The 17,121-nt window shown below is 64.2% G+C and carries 8 protein-coding genes; 1 reads left to right on the top strand and 7 read right to left on the bottom strand.

Translation table 11 applies throughout. The features are described 5' to 3' along the window. Positions 1-7: 7 nt before the first annotated feature. From recD to recC, 3 genes are read right to left on the bottom strand one after another with little or no spacing between them, the layout of a single operon-like run. Positions 8-2,137, bottom strand: a complete 2,130-nt coding sequence (gene recD, locus E4656_RS03500) for an exodeoxyribonuclease V subunit alpha (protein WP_135481215.1) — start codon at positions 2,135-2,137, stop codon at positions 8-10. Next, on the bottom strand, positions 2,134-5,922 hold the full coding sequence (recB, locus tag E4656_RS03505; protein ID WP_135481217.1) for an exodeoxyribonuclease V subunit beta: 3,789 nt from the start codon (positions 5,920-5,922) through the stop codon (positions 2,134-2,136). The genes recD and recB overlap by 4 nt, the downstream gene beginning before the upstream one ends. Next, positions 5,919-9,467: an exodeoxyribonuclease V subunit gamma gene (gene recC, locus E4656_RS03510; protein ID WP_205849083.1), complete on the bottom strand. Its 3,549-nt coding sequence runs from the start codon at positions 9,465-9,467 to the stop codon at positions 5,919-5,921. The genes recB and recC overlap by 4 nt, the downstream gene beginning before the upstream one ends. A 138-nt stretch (positions 9,468-9,605) precedes the next feature. Between recC and E4656_RS03515 the strand changes: the two genes are divergently transcribed. Continuing rightward, the gene (locus tag E4656_RS03515; protein ID WP_135481219.1) at positions 9,606-10,055 is read left to right on the top strand and encodes a hypothetical protein; all 450 of its coding nucleotides are present in this window, start codon (positions 9,606-9,608) and stop codon (positions 10,053-10,055) included. Between the two features lie 57 nt (positions 10,056-10,112). On the opposite strand, the gene E4656_RS03520 is transcribed toward E4656_RS03515, so the two are convergent. The 4 genes from E4656_RS03520 to E4656_RS03535 form a co-directional block, all read right to left on the bottom strand. Further along, positions 10,113-11,459: a class II 3-deoxy-7-phosphoheptulonate synthase gene (locus tag E4656_RS03520; RefSeq protein WP_135481221.1), complete on the bottom strand. Its 1,347-nt coding sequence runs from the start codon at positions 11,457-11,459 to the stop codon at positions 10,113-10,115. Positions 11,460-11,485: 26 nt separating this feature from the next. After that, the gene (gene ydiJ, locus E4656_RS03525) at positions 11,486-14,539 is read right to left on the bottom strand and encodes a D-2-hydroxyglutarate dehydrogenase YdiJ (protein WP_135481223.1); all 3,054 of its coding nucleotides are present in this window, start codon (positions 14,537-14,539) and stop codon (positions 11,486-11,488) included. Between the two features lie 206 nt (positions 14,540-14,745). Further along, entirely contained in the window at positions 14,746-15,147 is a 402-nt protein-coding gene (locus E4656_RS03530) for a CBS domain-containing protein (RefSeq protein ID WP_135481225.1), read from the bottom strand. A gap of 106 nt (positions 15,148-15,253) precedes the next feature. After that, positions 15,254-16,984, bottom strand: a complete 1,731-nt coding sequence (locus tag E4656_RS03535; RefSeq protein WP_135481226.1) for a proline--tRNA ligase — start codon at positions 16,982-16,984, stop codon at positions 15,254-15,256. Between the last annotated feature and the right edge of the window lie 137 nt (positions 16,985-17,121).

A 17,121-nucleotide genomic window follows, 5' to 3' on the forward strand; every position in this document is an offset into this window, starting at 1 on the left:
TTCGGGTTCAAAGCCCCCACAGGCCACTGACCCGGCGCACCCGGGTATTGACTGCTTCCTGAAACAGCCCGGCATCGCCGGCCAGCAGGGTAAAGCGCGATCTGGCCCGGGTAATACCGGTATAGATCAGCTCCCGGGTCAGCACCGGCGAGCGGTAGGCCGGCAGCAACAGGGCGGTATGGTCGAATTCCGAGCCCTGTGACTTGTGCACCGTCATCGCATAGACGGTATCGACGGTCTGCAGACGGCTGGGCAGCACCCAGTGAATGGCCTGCGAGCCGTCACTGGTCGGAAAGGCCACCCGCAGTTGGTACTGATCACCGGCGCCGCCCAGCGCTGGGCCCTGTAGCGTGATGCCGATATCACCGTTCATCAGGCCCAGGCTGTAGTCATTGCGGGTCACCATCACCGGTCTGCCGGCGAACCAGCCGTGGTCGGCCTGCACCAGCCCGGCCTGATGCAGGGCCCGGGTCAGTTGCTGATTCATCTGATCGACCCCTTGCGGGCCACCACGCACCGCGCACAGCAACTGGAAGTCGCTCCAGCGGGCCAGTACCGCCTGTGCCCAGGCATCGAATTCGGCGCGCTCGGCATCGGGTGGCGGCTGATTCGCGGCCAGCCATTCCAGTGTCGGGCGCAACCGGTCGACGCACCAGTCGAGCAGGGCTTGGGTATCCCGCCCCAGACTCTGTGGCCAGGCGATATCCGCCGCCTGATCTGCCTGTTGCAGTTGCTGCAGGGCGGTTTGTCCGTCTCCCTGATTGACCGCCCGGGCCAGTTGGCCGATGCCGCTGTCGGCCCCGAAACGATGGCTGACGCGCAGCATGGTCACGGCCTGATCAAGCGGGCGCCCGGCAGGGTCGGTCAGCTCTGGCGGCAGCTTGCAGCCGGTGACGGCCTGTACCCATGCCGCCAGTTCGGGTTGATAGTGTGCCTGTTCGGCGCGCTGGCACAGGTTGCCCAGCACGGCACCGGCTTCCACCGAGGCCAACTGGTCCTTGTCGCCGAGCAGGATCACCCGGGTCGCAGCCGGCAGGGCGTCCAGCAGGCGTGCCATCATTTCCACATCCACCATGGAGGCTTCATCCACCACCACCAGGTCCAGGTGCAGCGGATTGCCCCGATGATGGCGAAAATGGCGGCTGTCCGGGCGCGCGCCGAGCAGCCGATGCAGGGTGGTGACCTCTTCGGGAATATGGTCGCGCAGGCTGTCGCTTTTGGGCAGGCCGCTCAGATCCAATTTTTCCACCTGGCCGCCAATGGATTCGTTCAGCCGGGCGGCGGCCTTGCCGGTGGGAGCCGTCAGCGCAATGCGCATGGGGGACCCATCCGCGTTGCCCATGGCCTGGGCCTGCAGCAGAGCCAACAGGCGCACTACGGTCGTAGTCTTGCCGGTGCCCGGGCCGCCGGTGATGATGGCAAAGCGCTGGCGCGCAGCCAGCGCGCAGGCGATGCGCTGCCAGTCCGGCCTGTCGCCGCTGACCGGCGTTGCAAAAAGGGCACTCAGGCCCTGTGTCAGTTGGCTGTCGTCAACAGGCACGGGTGCGCTGAGGCGCTGCTGCAGGGCCGACTCGATCTGGCGCTCGTACTGCCAGTAGCGACGCAGATACAGCAGGGGTGAGCGTCCGGGCGTATCCGGCACGGTCAGTACCAGTGGCCCGGGTTCTGCGGCTGCAGTCTCATTGCTCAGGCCGGAACTGTGCAGCGCCGCGATACAGTCTGGCACTGTCAGCCCCAGCAGCAGATCGGCAGGTGTGGGCGGCGGGTCGTCGAGTGGTTCGTCATCGGGCGGCAGCGACAGTACTCGATCCGGCTGTGCCTGCAGATCGGCCAGATCCAGACAGACATGCCCCCGCCCCACCTGGTGACTGGTCAATGCCACCAGCAGCAGGGCCAGGGGGGAGGCCTGGGGGCACTGCTGATGACAGAAGCGGGCCAGTGCCCGGTCCAGCGGGCGCAGCCAGCCGCGTTCGGTCCACCGGGCGAGCAGTTCAAGCAATTGCTCGGCCGTGGCCTGCCCCCGCAGATCCGGCTGCGCAGCAGGGGAGGGGCCGGGGGGTGGTGCAGAAGACGTTAGCCTGGAGGGTTCGGAATCCGGTGCGCCGAAGAGATCCGGGGTATGCGGGTCGCCGCTCATGGTCGGACCTCCTGTGCCGGTGCCGGGTGGTGAGTATGGCCCTGAAACAGCTGGTCCAGTTGGTCCAGCAGAGTTTCAGCCGGCCGGCAGGTCCACAGACCACTGGTAGGCGCTTCGATGCCGCGCAGGAACAGATAGGCCGCACCGCCCAGATGCTGCGCCGGCTCATAGTCGGGCAGGCGTACTCGCAGCAGCCGGTGCAGGGCCAGCGTATAGAGCGCGGCCTGCAGGTCGTAGCGCTTGGCCATCACCGCCTCGGTCATGGCCTCGGTGCTGTAGGCCCCGGCATCCGGGCCCAGCCAGTTGGATTTCCAGTCGGCCACGTAGTAGCGCCCCTGCCAGCAGAACACCAGGTCGATAAAGCCCTTGAGCAGGCCGTTCAGATGCTGTGCCTGCAGTGTCGGCCGAGGTCGCTCCGGCATCAGGCCGGTGCGCACGACATGGTCGATCTGCTCGGCACTGACACTGTGTGTGGACAGCCAGAACTCGAGTTCCGGCTGGTGGTCCCGAATGTCGAGCAGGCGCGGTGGCTGGTCGGCGCCCAGACCGGTCCAGGGCTGCTCCAACAGCGCCACCAGCCAGGCATCCAGGGTGTCGACCCAGATGTCCCAGCCCCGCAACTGGCAGCGCCGCTCGATCAGGAGGCGCCGCGCCGTATCGTCCTGACGGGCGGCGGCAAAGCCCTGAACCAGGCCCTGATCGGTGCTCAGTCGATGCCCGGCGGCCCATTCCAGCAGACCGTGCAGAAAGGTGCCGGGCTCAGGCCCGCGCGGGAACCGATGCAGGCCGGACAGGCGGCTGCTGGCGGGCACCGCTGGCACGACTTGATAGTCATTGTCGGTCAGTGCCTGCCATTCTTCGCGCTGCAGTTCGTCCAGCGCGATTTCCGGCTCGGCGACCGCTTCGGCACTGCCCAGTTCCGAGCTGAGCGCGGAATAGCTGGCCACCCACCAGGGCTCCAGCCGCGCCCGCTGAACTCGCCGTGCTGCCTGCCAGGGCATGGGCGCAGCGGCTTGCCAGCTGTCGCTGCCGGGTTCGGGCGGCGGCGTGATGGCAATGGTGTTGTGAGAAAGCTTGTTCAGGGCCTGTGCAAGCGCGGCCGGGTCCAGTTCGTCGCCACCGCCGAGCAGATAGCCCAGGGCGCTCTCGTGCAGCAGGGATTTTCTGGCCGAGCCCCGGTTCAGCGCCCCGACACCCATCCAGACGCCGTGGCGGGCCCGGGTCAGGGCCACATAGAGCAGGCGCAGGTCTTCGCGCAGGCGCTCCGCATCGGCCTGAGTCCAGGCGTCGGGCGCCTGCTTGCTGCCGGCGATTTCCAGCGCCGTGCCGTCCAGCCAGGGCACGCTGACCATGGGGGTGCGGCCGTCGACCTGACGCCAGGTACCGGCAAAGGGCAGCATCACCAGTGGGTATTCCAGCCCCTTGGACTTGTGAATGGTGACCACCTTGATCAGGTCGGCATCGCTTTCCAGACGCAATATCTGCTCATCGCCGGCGCTGCGCGGGTCCTTGATCTGTTCGCTGAACAGGCGCAGCAGGCTCTGCTCTCCGTCGACCCGGGCGCTGGCCTGCTGCAGCCATTCGGCCAGATGCAGCAGGTTGGTCAGGCGCCGTTCGCCATCGTCCTGGCGCAGCAGCCGGGCCGGCAGATCATGGTCGTGCAACAGGCGGTGCACCATGGCCAGCACGCCCTGGGTACGCCAGCGGCGGGCATAGTCGCGGAAACGCTGGTTCTGTTCTTCACGCAGCAGTTCATCGTGATTGAGCCGATCCAGCTCTGCCAGCGACCATTGCAGGCTGTCGGTTGCCAGCGCCGTGCGCAGCAGTCGTTCATCACCGGGTTCGGCACAGGCCTGCAGCCAGTGCAGCAGGTCACGCGCCTCGCGGGTGTCGAACACCGAGGCGCGGTCGGACAGATAGACGCTGGGCAACTGCCGCCGGCTCAGGGCCTGGCGCACAATGTCGGCTTCGTTGCCGCTGCGCACCAGAATGGCGATGTCGGCCGGGCGCAGCCGCTGCCAGCCGTCGGGGGTGTCAAAGCCGCTCTGGTCGTCATTGAGCCACTGTACCAGGGTGGCCGCCGTGCTCTCGGCCATCTGGCGCTGATAGGCCTGCCGGGACAGCCACTGGGCGCCGGTCTTGTCGTTCTCGCTGTCCGGGGGCTGCAGCCAGATATTGAGTGGCTGCACGGTCTGCCCCTGCAACTGCAGTTGCGCCTGCGTGCCCTGGGCTTCGACGGGCTGAAAGGGCAGCGGATCATCGTCAGCGGTGCGATAGTGAAAGGCGCCCTGATGCCATTGTTCACCGGTCTCGAAGAGCCGGTTGACGGCCGTGACCATGGCTTCGGAAGACCGGAAATTGCGCCCCAGCGTATAGTGACGACCGGCCGTGGCGCGCCGGGCGTCCAGATAGGTGCCGATATCGGCGCCGCGGAAGGAATAGATGGCCTGCTTGGGGTCGCCGATCATGATCAGGGCGCGGTCCGACGCATTGTCGGCGGGCTCGTAGATGGCATTGAGAATGCGGTACTGCAGCGGGTCGGTATCCTGAAACTCGTCCACCAGAGCCACCGGGTAGCGGCTGCGCAGTCGACGGGCGAGGGCACCGGTCTCGTCCTGCTGCAGGGCCTCATCCAACAGGCGCAGCATGTCATTGAAGCCGATTTCGGCGCGGCGCTGCAGGGTCTGGTGCAGCCGTGCGGCCACCCAGTCACGGGCATGGGCCAGCAGCAGAGTATCCAGATCACTGCCGCTGTCCTGACCCGGCTGCTGCTCGTCATGGTCGATCAGCCGGGCGATGGCCTGAAAGGCGGCGTGTTCGGGCTCGGTGCCGACCTGTGCCTGCTTGACCTTGAACCGACCGGACGCAAATTTGGCTAGCCAGGCGGGGCTTGGTCCGCCATCTGCCCAGGCCTGCAACTGTGCCAGCCGCTCGGCAAGGGAAGGCCCCTTGCTGGGGTCGTAGTCGTTCTTCAGCAGCTTGGGCTGCCAGTCCAGCAGCAGCGCTTCGAGCTGTTCGGCGTCTTGGCGCCAGAGTCGGCGCGCCTCTGCTTCGAGTACTTGCTGTTTTCGCTTCCAGTCTTCCAGTTCAGCGAACAGCGCACCCAGATCGGCCGGTGGTTCCACCAACTGCCCTTCGTACAACAGGGGGGGCTGGCTGACTCCGAGCAAGCCGCGCAGACGCCGGGCCAGCGCCTCGGGATGCTGCAGGGCTTCGGTGACGATATCAGCCAGCAGCGGGTTCAGCGGGTAGAAGTGAATGCGCCAGTAGTCTTCCACCACGGCCTGCAGCAGGTCGTGGTCGTTTTCGAGCAGGGTCTGACGGAACAGGTTGCCGGTATCAAAGGCATGTTCGCGCAGCATGCGGTAGCACCAGCCATGGATGGTGGAAATGGCGGCTTCGTCCATCCATTCGGCGGCCAGCTGCAGCAGACGGGCGCAGCGTGGCCAGTCGGCCGGGTCGTGTTCGTGACGCAGGGCCAGCAGCGGATCGCTCGGGACCCTGCTGGAGTCCACACTGGCCGGGTCGACCAGAAAACAGTCGGCGGCCTCGACCAGGCGCTGGCGAATGCGGTCCTTCAGCTCTTCGGTGGCGGCCTCGGTAAAGGTAATGACCAGGATATCCGGCGGGGTCAGGCTGCGCGCGAAGGCATTGGCTCCGCCATGCTGCAGAATGAGCCGTGCATAGAGCAGAGCGATGGTGAAGGTCTTGCCGGTACCGGCACTGGCCTCGATCAGGCGGCTGCCGTGCAGCGGGAAGCTGGGGATGTGCAGGGTCTGGCTCATGCGCGGCGATCCCCTTCGGCTTCGGCGCTGCTGTCCTCGGACTGCGGGCGCAGCGTCTGCTGCAGAGGCTGGTACAGCCGTTCGGCCAGCCGGCTGAAATCGGTCTGCTCCAGCAACTGGTCATAGTCGGGCCACAGGCGCTGCAGTACTGCGGATTCTTCCCTTTCACCCCGGTGCTGAAAGCCGCCATTGTAGGTTTGGGCCGCCTTGTGCTGTTCCAGCAGCCAGGCAAAGCCGGTCCTGCAGGCCAGCGGCAGGGGCGCCTGCAGCGCCTCGGCCCAGGCTGCCAATTGATCCTGCAGCCAGGTCTCGGCCTGGTCGGCGGCCACCGGCGGCATGATGATATCCGAGCCCGGGCCCAGCAGACGGGTTTCGGTGGGCAGAATCAGTTGTGCTGCCAGATGGCCGGGCCAGTAGCGGATCAGGTGGTACCACTTCAGGGTGTCGCCGCTGTAGAGCTGACTGGGCTGCAGTATCTGGCGCCGGCCCTGGCCAGAACTGTCGACACGCAGATCGCTCAGCCAGTCTTCCAGCACCACGGAGACACTGTTGTCAGGCCGAGTGACCGCAAGGCGGATCTCGGCCGGGTCCAGCGGGCGGGTCTGGATCAGACCATCCTGCCAGGCCGTCAGTGCCGGCAGCAGGTCGGTTGCCAGATCGGTTGTAGCTGCGTCGTCAAAGGGGGGCAGGGGCAGTTCGCCGCTGCCGCGCAGGTGTTCGACCGCAGCTTCCAGTTGTCGCTCCGGCGGCGTGTCGGCCTGTCTGTTGTCGATGATGTCCGGTTGCAGCAGAGACAGCAGGCGCTCATTCATTTGCCAGCGCGCCAGACCGTCGAGGGCAAAGGTCTCGTTGTCGGCTACCTGGACTTCTTCGAAGCCGAACCGGGCCCCCAGACGCAGGGTAAAAAACAGATGCGCCGGATGACGCAGAAAGCGGCTCAACTGGGTCAGGCTGACCGGCTGGTCGGGCAGCCAGAACGGCAATTGAGTCGTGGCATCGGCATCGGCTGCAGTCCTGTCGGCCCGCGCGGCGGCCCATTCGCTGGCATAGGTGAAGACAGCAGGCGCCTGGGTTGTCGAGTCCGGCCGAAAGTACTGGCGGCTGAATGGTTGCAGCGGATGCAGAGTGGTCAGCGCATCCGTCAGCGGCCGGTTGTCGCCGGACTGCCAGCCGGCATCCAGATGATCACGCAACTGACCGACCAGTACCGAGGGCGGGCGCTCGGTATTGTCGCGCACGCTGCGCGCTATCCAACTGATGTACAGCTGCTCGCGGGCCGACAGCAGGGCTTCCAGAAACAGGTAGCGATCATCCTCGCGGCGGGAACGATCGCCCGGCCGGTAGTCGTTGCCGCCGGGTACGCCGCCGGGCCGCATCAGGTCGAAATCCGGGCGCTGTACCGGGCGCGGATAGTCACCGTCGTTCATGCCCAGCAGGCAGATGCGCCGGAATGGAATGGCCCGCATCGGCATCAGGGTGGCGAAGTTGACCGCGCCGGCCATGAAACGCTGGGTCAGACCGGGCTGGTCCAGGGGTGCCAGCACGGCTTCGCGCACCACGGTGGCCGGCAGTTCGCTGTCGAGCCCGGCGCTGTGGCAGTCTTCCAGCCAGGCTTCAAGGCTGCTGTCGAGCTGGGCCAGCAGCCGTGTATCCTGTTCGTCCACGGGCAGGAACAGGTCCTGTTGCAGCGCCGACAGCCGCTGCGCCCAGACCACCGGTGTGGCGGGCAAGGCCAGTTCGGTCAATTGGCGGTCCAGACGTTCCAGTAACTGGTCCAGCGCGCCCACGAGAGCCGCTTCCAAGCCGCCGATCTCGTCATAGGGTTCGATGGCCTGCCAGCGCTGGTCTCCGGCCATATAGCCCAGCAGCATGCGGCGCAGGCCGAACAGCCAGCTGTTCTGCTCTCCGGCCGCCCCGAGGCCCAGTCGTGCCCGGTGCGGCTGATGCAGGCCCCAGCGGATATTGGCGCCGTGAATCCAGCGCTGCAGCGTCGGCACCGCCTCGGCGTCCAGCCCCAGGCGGGCGCGCAGGGCCGGAATGTCGAGCAGATCGAGCAGGTCGGTCACGGTCAGGCGCAGTTCGTCGGTGCCCAGCAGGCGATCCAGGCCGAGCAGCAGCGGTTGCTGGCGGCGCTGGCCCTGATCGGACAGGGTGAACGGAACAAAGCGCGGGTCGTCCCGGTCCAGGCGGCCGAACACGGCCCGGATATGGGGCGCGTACTGATCGATATCCGGCACCATGACCAGGATGTCGCGCGGGTGCAGGGTGGGGTCTGCATCCAGGGCGGCGCGCAACTGATCATGCAGTATATCGATTTCCCGCTGCGCGCTGTGAGCCCCATGGAAGACCAGGCTTTGATCATGTTCAGCATTGACTGGCGGCCAGTGGGCACGGGACTCCGGCAGTGGGCGCAGATGCTGGATGTCGTCCTGCAACTGGCCCAGCAGGTGCTGTGTCTGCGGCGCTTCAAACAGGTCGATGGCCAGTTGTTCGGCCTGAAACAGGGGCTCGTAGGCCTGACGTTCATCATGCTCATCGAGCAGGCGCAGGTAGTCGCGCCCCTGTCGGCCCCAGGCCGCGAGCAGCGGATGAGCCTGGGCATGCAGGCTGCGCGCATCGGCCAGATCGGGTGTGGCCCCTGCGGCGGCCTGGCGGCGATAGGCGTGGCGGAACAGGTCGCGGCCTTCGATGATGTCGCCCCAGTAGAACTGACAGGGGTTGTGCACGCAGAGCAGAATCTGGGTGCAGCCGGCCAGGGCGGCCAGCACTTCCAGCGTCTGGCGGGGCAGTGAAGACAGGCCGAACACGATCACCCGGCGTGGCAGGTCCGGTGGCCGGTTGTCTTCCGTCAGCGTCTCGGCGGCGCGCAGAAAATCGCGGTGTACCTGTGCCCGGCTGCGGGTGTCCGTGGTGCTTGCGGCTTCGATGTCGGACACCAGACGCCGCCACAGGGCGGGCTGCCAGAGCTGGTCGTGGGGCAGGGCCGGCCCGTCGACGGTGGACTGACCCAGAATGGGCAACTGGTTCAGACCTTGCTCCCAGACGGTCAGCCAGTCGGCCCGATAGACCTGGTACTGGTCAAACAGATCGGCCAGTTGTTCGGCCAGTTGATGCTGCTTGCGCAGGCCCTGGTCATCCTGCAAGAAACGGCGCAGGGAGGTGAACTCCGGGTCCGGCAGCAGTTCGGGCAGCAGGCGCATGATGCGCCAGGTCAGCGGACTCTTGTCATAGGGTGAGCGCTCGGGCAGGGCATCGCCCAGTACTGCACGGTAGGCCTGCCAGAGATAGCGCCCGGGCAGGCGTACATCCAGCGCGGCCGCCACGCCCAGGCCACCCTGTTCGGTATCGGCGGCCAGAGCCAGTTTGAGCCACTGCGCAATGCCGTTGCTCTGCACCAGGATCATTTCGTTTTCCAGCGGCGTCAGCGGCTGGCGGCGGGTCCAATCCACCAGCAACTGACGCAGGGCTTCCAGGCGGTTGCCCTGAATCACCATGAAACCCGGCTGCGGGTCCGGTTGCCGATGGTTGCGCTCCGACCTTTTCATGCTGACTCCCTGTGACAATCAGCTCATGGTATCAGGCCATGGTGGCGCGGCAACTGTTAACCGGTGGTCCTTTTGCCTATAATCCGCGCTTTCTGTAGTACAAAACAATCCATCACATGCAAACGGATGCTCACAACTGTGCAAGCCATTGACGAAATCGAACGTAAACTGGAGACCTACAGGGAAGAGCTGGCCCGGCTCGAACAACAAAGGCAGGACGCAGAACGCAAGCAGGCGGCGCTGGAGAATATTCCGCGCTGGCTGGATGATTACTGCCGACAACAGGGGCTGGAGCGCGCGGATATTTACCGGACGCTGGAAAAAGACATCGAGAAGTGGATCAAGTCCCGCCGTGGTGAAGCAGAGGGCATTCACCAGCACCTGAAGTCGTATTTTGCGCGAGTGCTCAGTGAAGGCGACACCGTGCCGGAACGGCGTCAGCAACCACCGGAGCCGAAGCTGCCGGCCGGCCTCTACACCAATCCCTACAACGGTGAACAGGTGATCAAGAAAACCCGGGCCCCGCGCGAACTGCGCGAATGGGTCCAGCGCTACGGCCTGGGTGCCGTGGAAACCTGGCGCAAATAAGTACGTGCACGGGGGTCAGGCCGCTGCGGAGTGTGCAGCGACCCGACACTTAGTGTCTTACCGTCGCAACGGCTTGAGTTCGTCGGCCAGCAGGAACGCCAGTTCCAGCGCCTGGTCGGCGTTCAGGCGCGGGTCACAGTGGGTGTGATAGCGATCGGCCAGATCCGCTTCGCGGATATCGAACGACCCGCCCACGCACTCAGTCACATTGCGCCCGGTCATCTCGAAATGCACGCCACCGGCGTGCGTGCCTTCGGCCTGATGGATCTGGAAGAACTGCTTCACTTCGGACAGGATGGCGTCCACCCGGCGCGTCTTGTAGCCGTTACCGGCCTTGATGGTGTTGCCATGCATCGGGTCCGAGGACCAGACCACATTGAAGCCTTCCTGCTTGACCAGGCGCAGGAGACGCGGGAAATGCGCCGCGATCTTCTCCGCTCCCATGCGCACGATCAGATTCAGCCGGCCCGGCTCGTTGTGCGGGTTCAGGATGTTGATCAGTTGAATCAGATCTTCGTCGCTGGTGCTGGGACCGACTTTCAGCCCGATCGGGTTGTGGATGCCGCGCGCAAACTCGACATGGGCGCCGTCCGGCTGGCGTGTGCGGTCGCCGATCCAGATCATGTGCGCCGAGGTGTCGTACCACTGGTCGGTCAGTGAATCCTGCCGCGTGAAGGCTTCCTCATAGGGCAGCAGCAACCCTTCGTGAGACGTGTAGAACGAGGTCTCCCGGATCTGCGGCGTGTTGTCCGGGTTGATGCCGCAGGCGCTCATGAACGACAGGGTTTCATCGATATGATCCGCCATGTGCTGATAGCGTTCGGCATTGGGCGTCTTGTCGATAAAGCCCAGATTCCAGCCATGCACCTGGTGCAGGTCGGCCAGGCCGCCCTGGGCAAAGGCGCGCAGCAGATTGACCGTGGCCACGGACTGCTCATAGGCCTTGTACATGCGCTCCGGGTCCGGCGTGCGGTCGGCTTCGGTGAAATCGATGCCATTGATGATGTCGCCCCGGTAGCTGGGCAGTTCGACGCCGTCGATGGTTTCGGTATCGGCCGAACGGGGCTTGGCGAACTGGCCGCCCATGCGACCGATCTTGACCACCTTGCGCTGGCCGCCAAAGGTCAGTACCACGGCCATTTGCAGCAATACGCGAAAGGTATCGCGAATCTGGTCGGCGTGAAATTCATGGAAGCTTTCGGCACAGTCGCCGCCCTGCAGCAGGAAGGCGTTGCCATTGGCCACTTCGGCCAGTTCGGCACGCAGTTGCCGTGCTTCACCGGCAAATACCATGGGCGGGCGGGTGCGCAGGCGTGACTCGACAGCGGCGAGAGCCGCTGCATCGGGGTAGGTGGGCATCTGTCTGACGGGCTTGTCCCGCCACGAGCTGGGGCTCCAGGTCATTCCGTTTCCTTGCTGATTGCTGTCTGTCATTGGGTATGTGCTGGCGCCGAGAGCTGCTGCTTCAGTGCACTCAGCGGGTGCGGCAGGGTAGCGCCCGACAGGCGCTGACTCTGTGTGCGGCATGAATAGCCGGAAGCCACCAGGCGGCCGGCATAGGCGGGGTTCTCTACCAGCGTGCGCCATGACAGGTCATAGATGGTCTCGCTGGTCTGCCGGTTGCGTGTTTCGTGGCCAAAGGTGCCGGCCATGCCGCAGCAGCCGACACTGAGTGTTTCCAGCTTCAGGCCGGCGGCCGCAAAGACCTGCTGCCACTGGCGGATGCTCGGCGCGGCATTGGTGCTTTCGGTGCAGTGGCCGAGCAGATAAAAGGTCTCGGTGCTGGCTGCCTGGGTAGCAAAAAGTGCCTGCTGTTGCGCCAGATACTCCTGCGGCAGCAAGACATCCGGTACCGCAGCGTCGCCGAGCAGCTTGCGGTATTCGGAGCGGAACGCCAGCACCATGCTGGGGTCGATGCCGACCAAGGGCACATCATGCGCCGACAGGCCGCGCAGCCACAGGGCCTGCTGTTTGGCGGCCTTTTCGAAGGCATTGTGAAAACCATGTACATGCAGCGGCTTGCCGTTGGGCAGGAAGGGCATGACCAGCGGCGTGAAGCCCAGTGCGCGGAAGCTGTCCAGCACATCGATCACGGTATCGGTATCGAAGAAGCTGGTGAAGGCATCCTGCACCAGAATCAGCGCGCGTGCCCGTTCTTCATCGCTCAACTGGCTCAGCGTCTGCACCGTGGCCAGCGGGATACCGCGTTGGCGCAGGGCGCGTTTCAGGCTGGTGCGGCTCAGCAACGGGCTGTCGACCATGCCGGCACCATGCTGCAGCAGCCAGCGCACGGGCCGGCTGCGCATGGGGATATTGTACAGGGGTCGTACTTTGGCCAGCCAGGGCACCACATATTCCAGACCCCCGATCAGATAGTCCTTCAGCGGGCGCAGATGGCGGCTGTAGTAGACCTCGAGGAACTGGGCGCGGAAGGTGGGCACATCCACCTTGACCGGGCACTGGCCGGTGCACGACTTGCAGGCCAGACAGCCCATCATGCTGTCATGAATGGCCTGATTGAAATCCTGTTCGTTGCGGGTCAGGGTGCGCCAGGCGCGGCCGGGCAGGCTAAGCAGGAAATTCTGCTGCCGTGCCTTCTCTGTCAGCTCGGTGCTGTCCAGTCCGCGCGCGCCGAGCTGGCGCAGCCATTCGCGCACCAGCGAGGCACGACCCTTGGGGGTCTGGCGGCGGTCGCGGGTGGCCTTCCAGGACGGGCACATGTAGTCATTCGGGTTCCAGTTGTGGCAGGCGCCGTTGCCGTTGCAGTACATGCCGTCGGCGTACTGGTCCCACATTTGCACCGGAATGGTGCGGTCCAATTCGCCTCTGGTGGTCACGGCGTCGATTTTCAGCAGGGCGGAGCTGTCATCCGGCGTGGCAATCTTGCCCGGGTTGAGCTGGTTGCGCGGGTCGAACGCGGCCTTGATCTGCTGCAGTGCCGGGAAAAGGTCACCAAAGAAAGCGGGTGCAAATTCGGAGCGCACGCCCTTGCCGTGCTCGCCCCAGAGCAGGCCGCCGTACTGCTTGATCAGGGCCACCACTTCTTCGGTGATTTCACGCACCTGCCTGGCCTGTGCGGGGTCTTTCATGTCCAGTGCCGGGCGTACATGCAGCACGCCACAGTCGACATGACCGAACATGCCGTAACGCAGGTTGCGCCGGTCCAGAATCTCGCGAAAACCCATGATGAAATCGGCCAGATGCTCGGGCGGCACGGCCGTGTCCTCGACAAAGGGAATAGGCCGGGCTTCGCCCTGCACATTGCCGAGCAGACCGACGGAGCGCTTGCGCATGGCCCAGATCTTGTTCACCTCACCGGTGCCGCGGGCAATCGTGTAGCCGGTGCACTGGCTGGGTCGGCCCTGTACCTGCTGCAGGTGCTGTTCGATCACGGCCAGTTTGGCTTCCAGTTCGTCCGCGCTGTCGGCCGTATACTCGACCAGGTTGACGCCCCGGATCTTCCTGGCACCGGCCGGGAAGTAGTCGGCCACGGATGACCAGACAAAATCGCCCTGCGCCAGCTCCAGCACGATGTCATCGACCGTTTCGATCGAGGTGGGGCCCTGGGCCATCAGCGCCTGCGCATCACGCAGTGAGGTTTCGAAGCTGTCATAGAACACATTGACCAGCGCCGAGGTTCTGGGGATGGGCAGCACATTGAGGCGGGCTTCGGTGACAAAGCCGAGCGTGCCCTCGGAGCCGCACAGAATATTGTTCAGATTGAAGCGGCCTTCATGGTCGCGGATATGGGCCAGGTCATAGCCGGTCAGGCAGCGGTTCAGGGGTGGGAAAATGGCCCGGATCTCGTCCTGCCGGGTGTCGTGAATGGCGCGCACGGTACGATGGATGGCGCCCACACGGCCCTCCCGGGCACAGCGCTCGGCCAGTTCCTCGTCGGTCAGCGGGGCCGTGCGCATCAGGCTGCCGTCGCCGAGCACGGTTTCCAGTTCCAGCACATGATCGCGCGTCTTGCCGTACAGGACCGAGCCCTGACCGCTGGCGTCGGTATTGATCATGCCGCCAATGGTGGCGCGGTTGCTGGTCGACAGTTCCGGCGCAAAGAACAGACCATGGGCCTGCAGCGCCTGGTTGAGCTGGTCCTTGACCACACCGCACTGCACGCGAACCCAGCGCTCATCGGGATTGATCTCGAGAATCTCATTCATGTGGCGCGAGGTGTCGACCACGATGCCGTCGGTCAGGGACTGACCATTGGTGCCAGTGCCGCCGCCGCGCGGACTGAGCACGATATCGGTAAACGGGGTCTGATCGGCCAGGCGGGTCAGAATGCGGATATCATCCGCATTGCGGGGAAAAACGACCGCCTGCGGCAGGCGCTGATAGATCGAATTGTCGGTGGCCAGCACCGTGCGGCTGGCATAGTCGGGGCTGATTTCACCCCGGAAACCGGCCTGCGCAACGGCATCCAGATAGGCGGTATAGCGGTCGGCGGGCGCGGCAACGTCGGCCAGGCTGGGCAACATGGTTATCAGGGATCGCTTACTTTGATTTGGGAGTCAGTAGTCTACTGAAATGCGAGCGGGAAGCACAGTTGCTATGTTAGTTGACGGTAGACAGTCGACAGAAGACAGTAGTTTTAGTTGACGGTAGACAGTCGACAGAAGACAGTAAATATAGCCCTATTGGAGCCTTCAGCTATTGGCCGCTTTTTCTGTCTACTGTCATCTGCTTAACGCGCCTCAAACAACGCCCGCAGCACGTCATTGCGCCGAATCTCGCCCAGCAGCTTGCCGCGTTCGATAACGGGGTAGATCTTGGGCTTGGGGCCGGACATCATCTGTGCCAGCTCGACGATATCCATGCCGGGGTCGACGCTGAGCACAGGTGTGCTCATGACATCCTTCACCTGCTTGGTTTCGGCACGGTGATAGCGGTTTTCCAGCATGTGGCGCAGGCAGTCCTGCTCGGAGACAAAGCCGATGACCTTGCGGGTGTCATCGACCACGGCACAGCCGGGCAGACCAATTTTTATCAGCAGGCGCACGGCCTCGGACACAGTGGCTTCACAGTGAATTGTGGTGGTGCTGTGCACCATGTAGTCGGCCACGGTTTTTTCATCGGTCTTGATCATTGTTCTCCCCTTTCGGACTTGCGCCGAGCCTGTGCAACGCTTCTGCGGCGTCGTTCAATTTGACCTTTATTCAGAATAGCAGCTTTACCGGGTCTGCATAGAAGATTCACGTTCCGCTTACCAGATTCCCGAGGCGTGCCACTGTGTCGGCCAATGGCCATTCCTCCCGATCTGCGGCCCGGCGATACTTGTATTCGATCTGGTCATTCTGCAGGCTGCGGTCACTGACCACCAGTCGATGCGGAATGCCGAGCAGTTCCATATCGGCAAACTTGACGCCCGGGCTGGTCTTCTTGTCCCGGTCGTCCAGCAATACCTCGTAGCCCAGGTCGGTCAGTTCGCTGTACAGGCGTTCTGCGGTTGCCATGACCTCGGGTGACTTGTGGGCATTCAGCGGCACAATGCCGACCTGGAACGGCGCCATGGCTTCCGGCCAGATAATGCCGTTGTCGTCGTGGTTCTGTTCAATGGCAGCGGCCACGATGCGTGACACCCCAATGCCGTAACAGCCCATGGTCATGGCCTGTTCGCGGCCGTTTTCGTCCAGCACCCGAGCACCGAGGGCTTCGGCATACTTGCGGCCCAACTGAAAGACGTGGCCGACTTCGATACCCTTCTTGATCTGCAGTGTGCCCTGGCCATCCGGGCTGGGGTCACCGGCCTGCACACTGCGCAGGTCGGCCACCTCGGGCAGCTCGACATCACGGCCCCAGTTGATGCCGAACCAGTGCTTGTCGTCTTCGTTGGCGCCGGCGCCGAAGTCGCTCATCAGGCTGACAGCGCGGTCAATGATGACGGGGATGGGTAGCTTGACCGGCCCCAGCGAACCCGGGCCGGCGCCTATCACTGCGCGAATACGGGCCTCCGAGGCCATGGTCAGCGGCACCTTCACCTGCGGCAGTTTTTCCGCCTTGACCTCGTTCAGTTCGTGGTCGCCCCGTACCAGCAGGGCAACCAGGCCGCTCTCTGTCTGGCCCTCTTCGGCTTCCACCACCAGTGTCTTGATGGTTTTCTCGATCGGCAGATCGAACTGCTCGACCAACTGGGCAATGGTCTTGGCCTCCGGCGTGTCCACCAGGCGCAACTCCTCGCTCGGCGCGGCGCGCTCACCGGCCGGCATGACGGCTTCGGCCATTTCGATATTGGCAGCAAAATCACTGCCGTCGGAGAAGGCGATGTAGTCTTCGCCTGAGTCGGCCAGCACCTGGAACTCATGCGAGGCGGCACCGCCCATGGCGCCGGAATCTGCAAGTACCGGCCGATAGTCCAGACCCAGGCGATCGAAGATGCGGCAGTAGGTGCGGTACATGTTGTCGTATTCTTCCTGCAGCGAGTCGGCTGTCAGGTGGAAGGAGTAGGCATCCTTCATGATGAATTCGCGCGCCCGCATGACCCCGAAGCGGGGGCGGAACTCGTCGCGAAACTTGGTCTGAATCTGATAGAAATTGACCGGCAGTTGCTTGTAGCTGGTCAGTTCGTTGCGGGCGATGTCGGTGATGACTTCTTCGTGGGTCGGGCCGAAGACGAAATCACGCTCGTGGCGGTCCTGCAGATGCAGCATCAGCGGGCCCATGTCGTCATAGCGGCCGCTTTCCTGCCACAGCTCGGCCGGCTGGACGCAGGGCATGAAGACTTCCTGGGCGCCGGCGCGGTCCATCTCCTCGCGCACTATGCGTTCTACCTTGCGCAATACACGCAGGCCAGTGGGCAGCCAGGTATAGAGGCCGGAGGCCAGCTTGCGGATCATGCCGGCCCGCAGCATCAGGCGGTGGCTCACAATAACGGCGTCGGCTGGGGTTTCTTTGACCGTGGCGATCAGATACCGGCTGGCTCGCATGCAGGAGGTTTCCCTATGTCTGTGTTCGATGAGGCCGGTATTGTACGTCAGTTTTTGCGTGGCTTGCCACAGCCTGAGCAGGGACATCTTGACAGAGGGCAGTTGGCGGACAAAGATGCGCCAGTTGCGGCAGGGAA

The organism is Natronospirillum operosum (genome assembly GCF_004768465.1).
Taxonomy (GTDB): domain Bacteria; phylum Pseudomonadota; class Gammaproteobacteria; order Pseudomonadales; family Natronospirillaceae; genus Natronospirillum; species Natronospirillum operosum.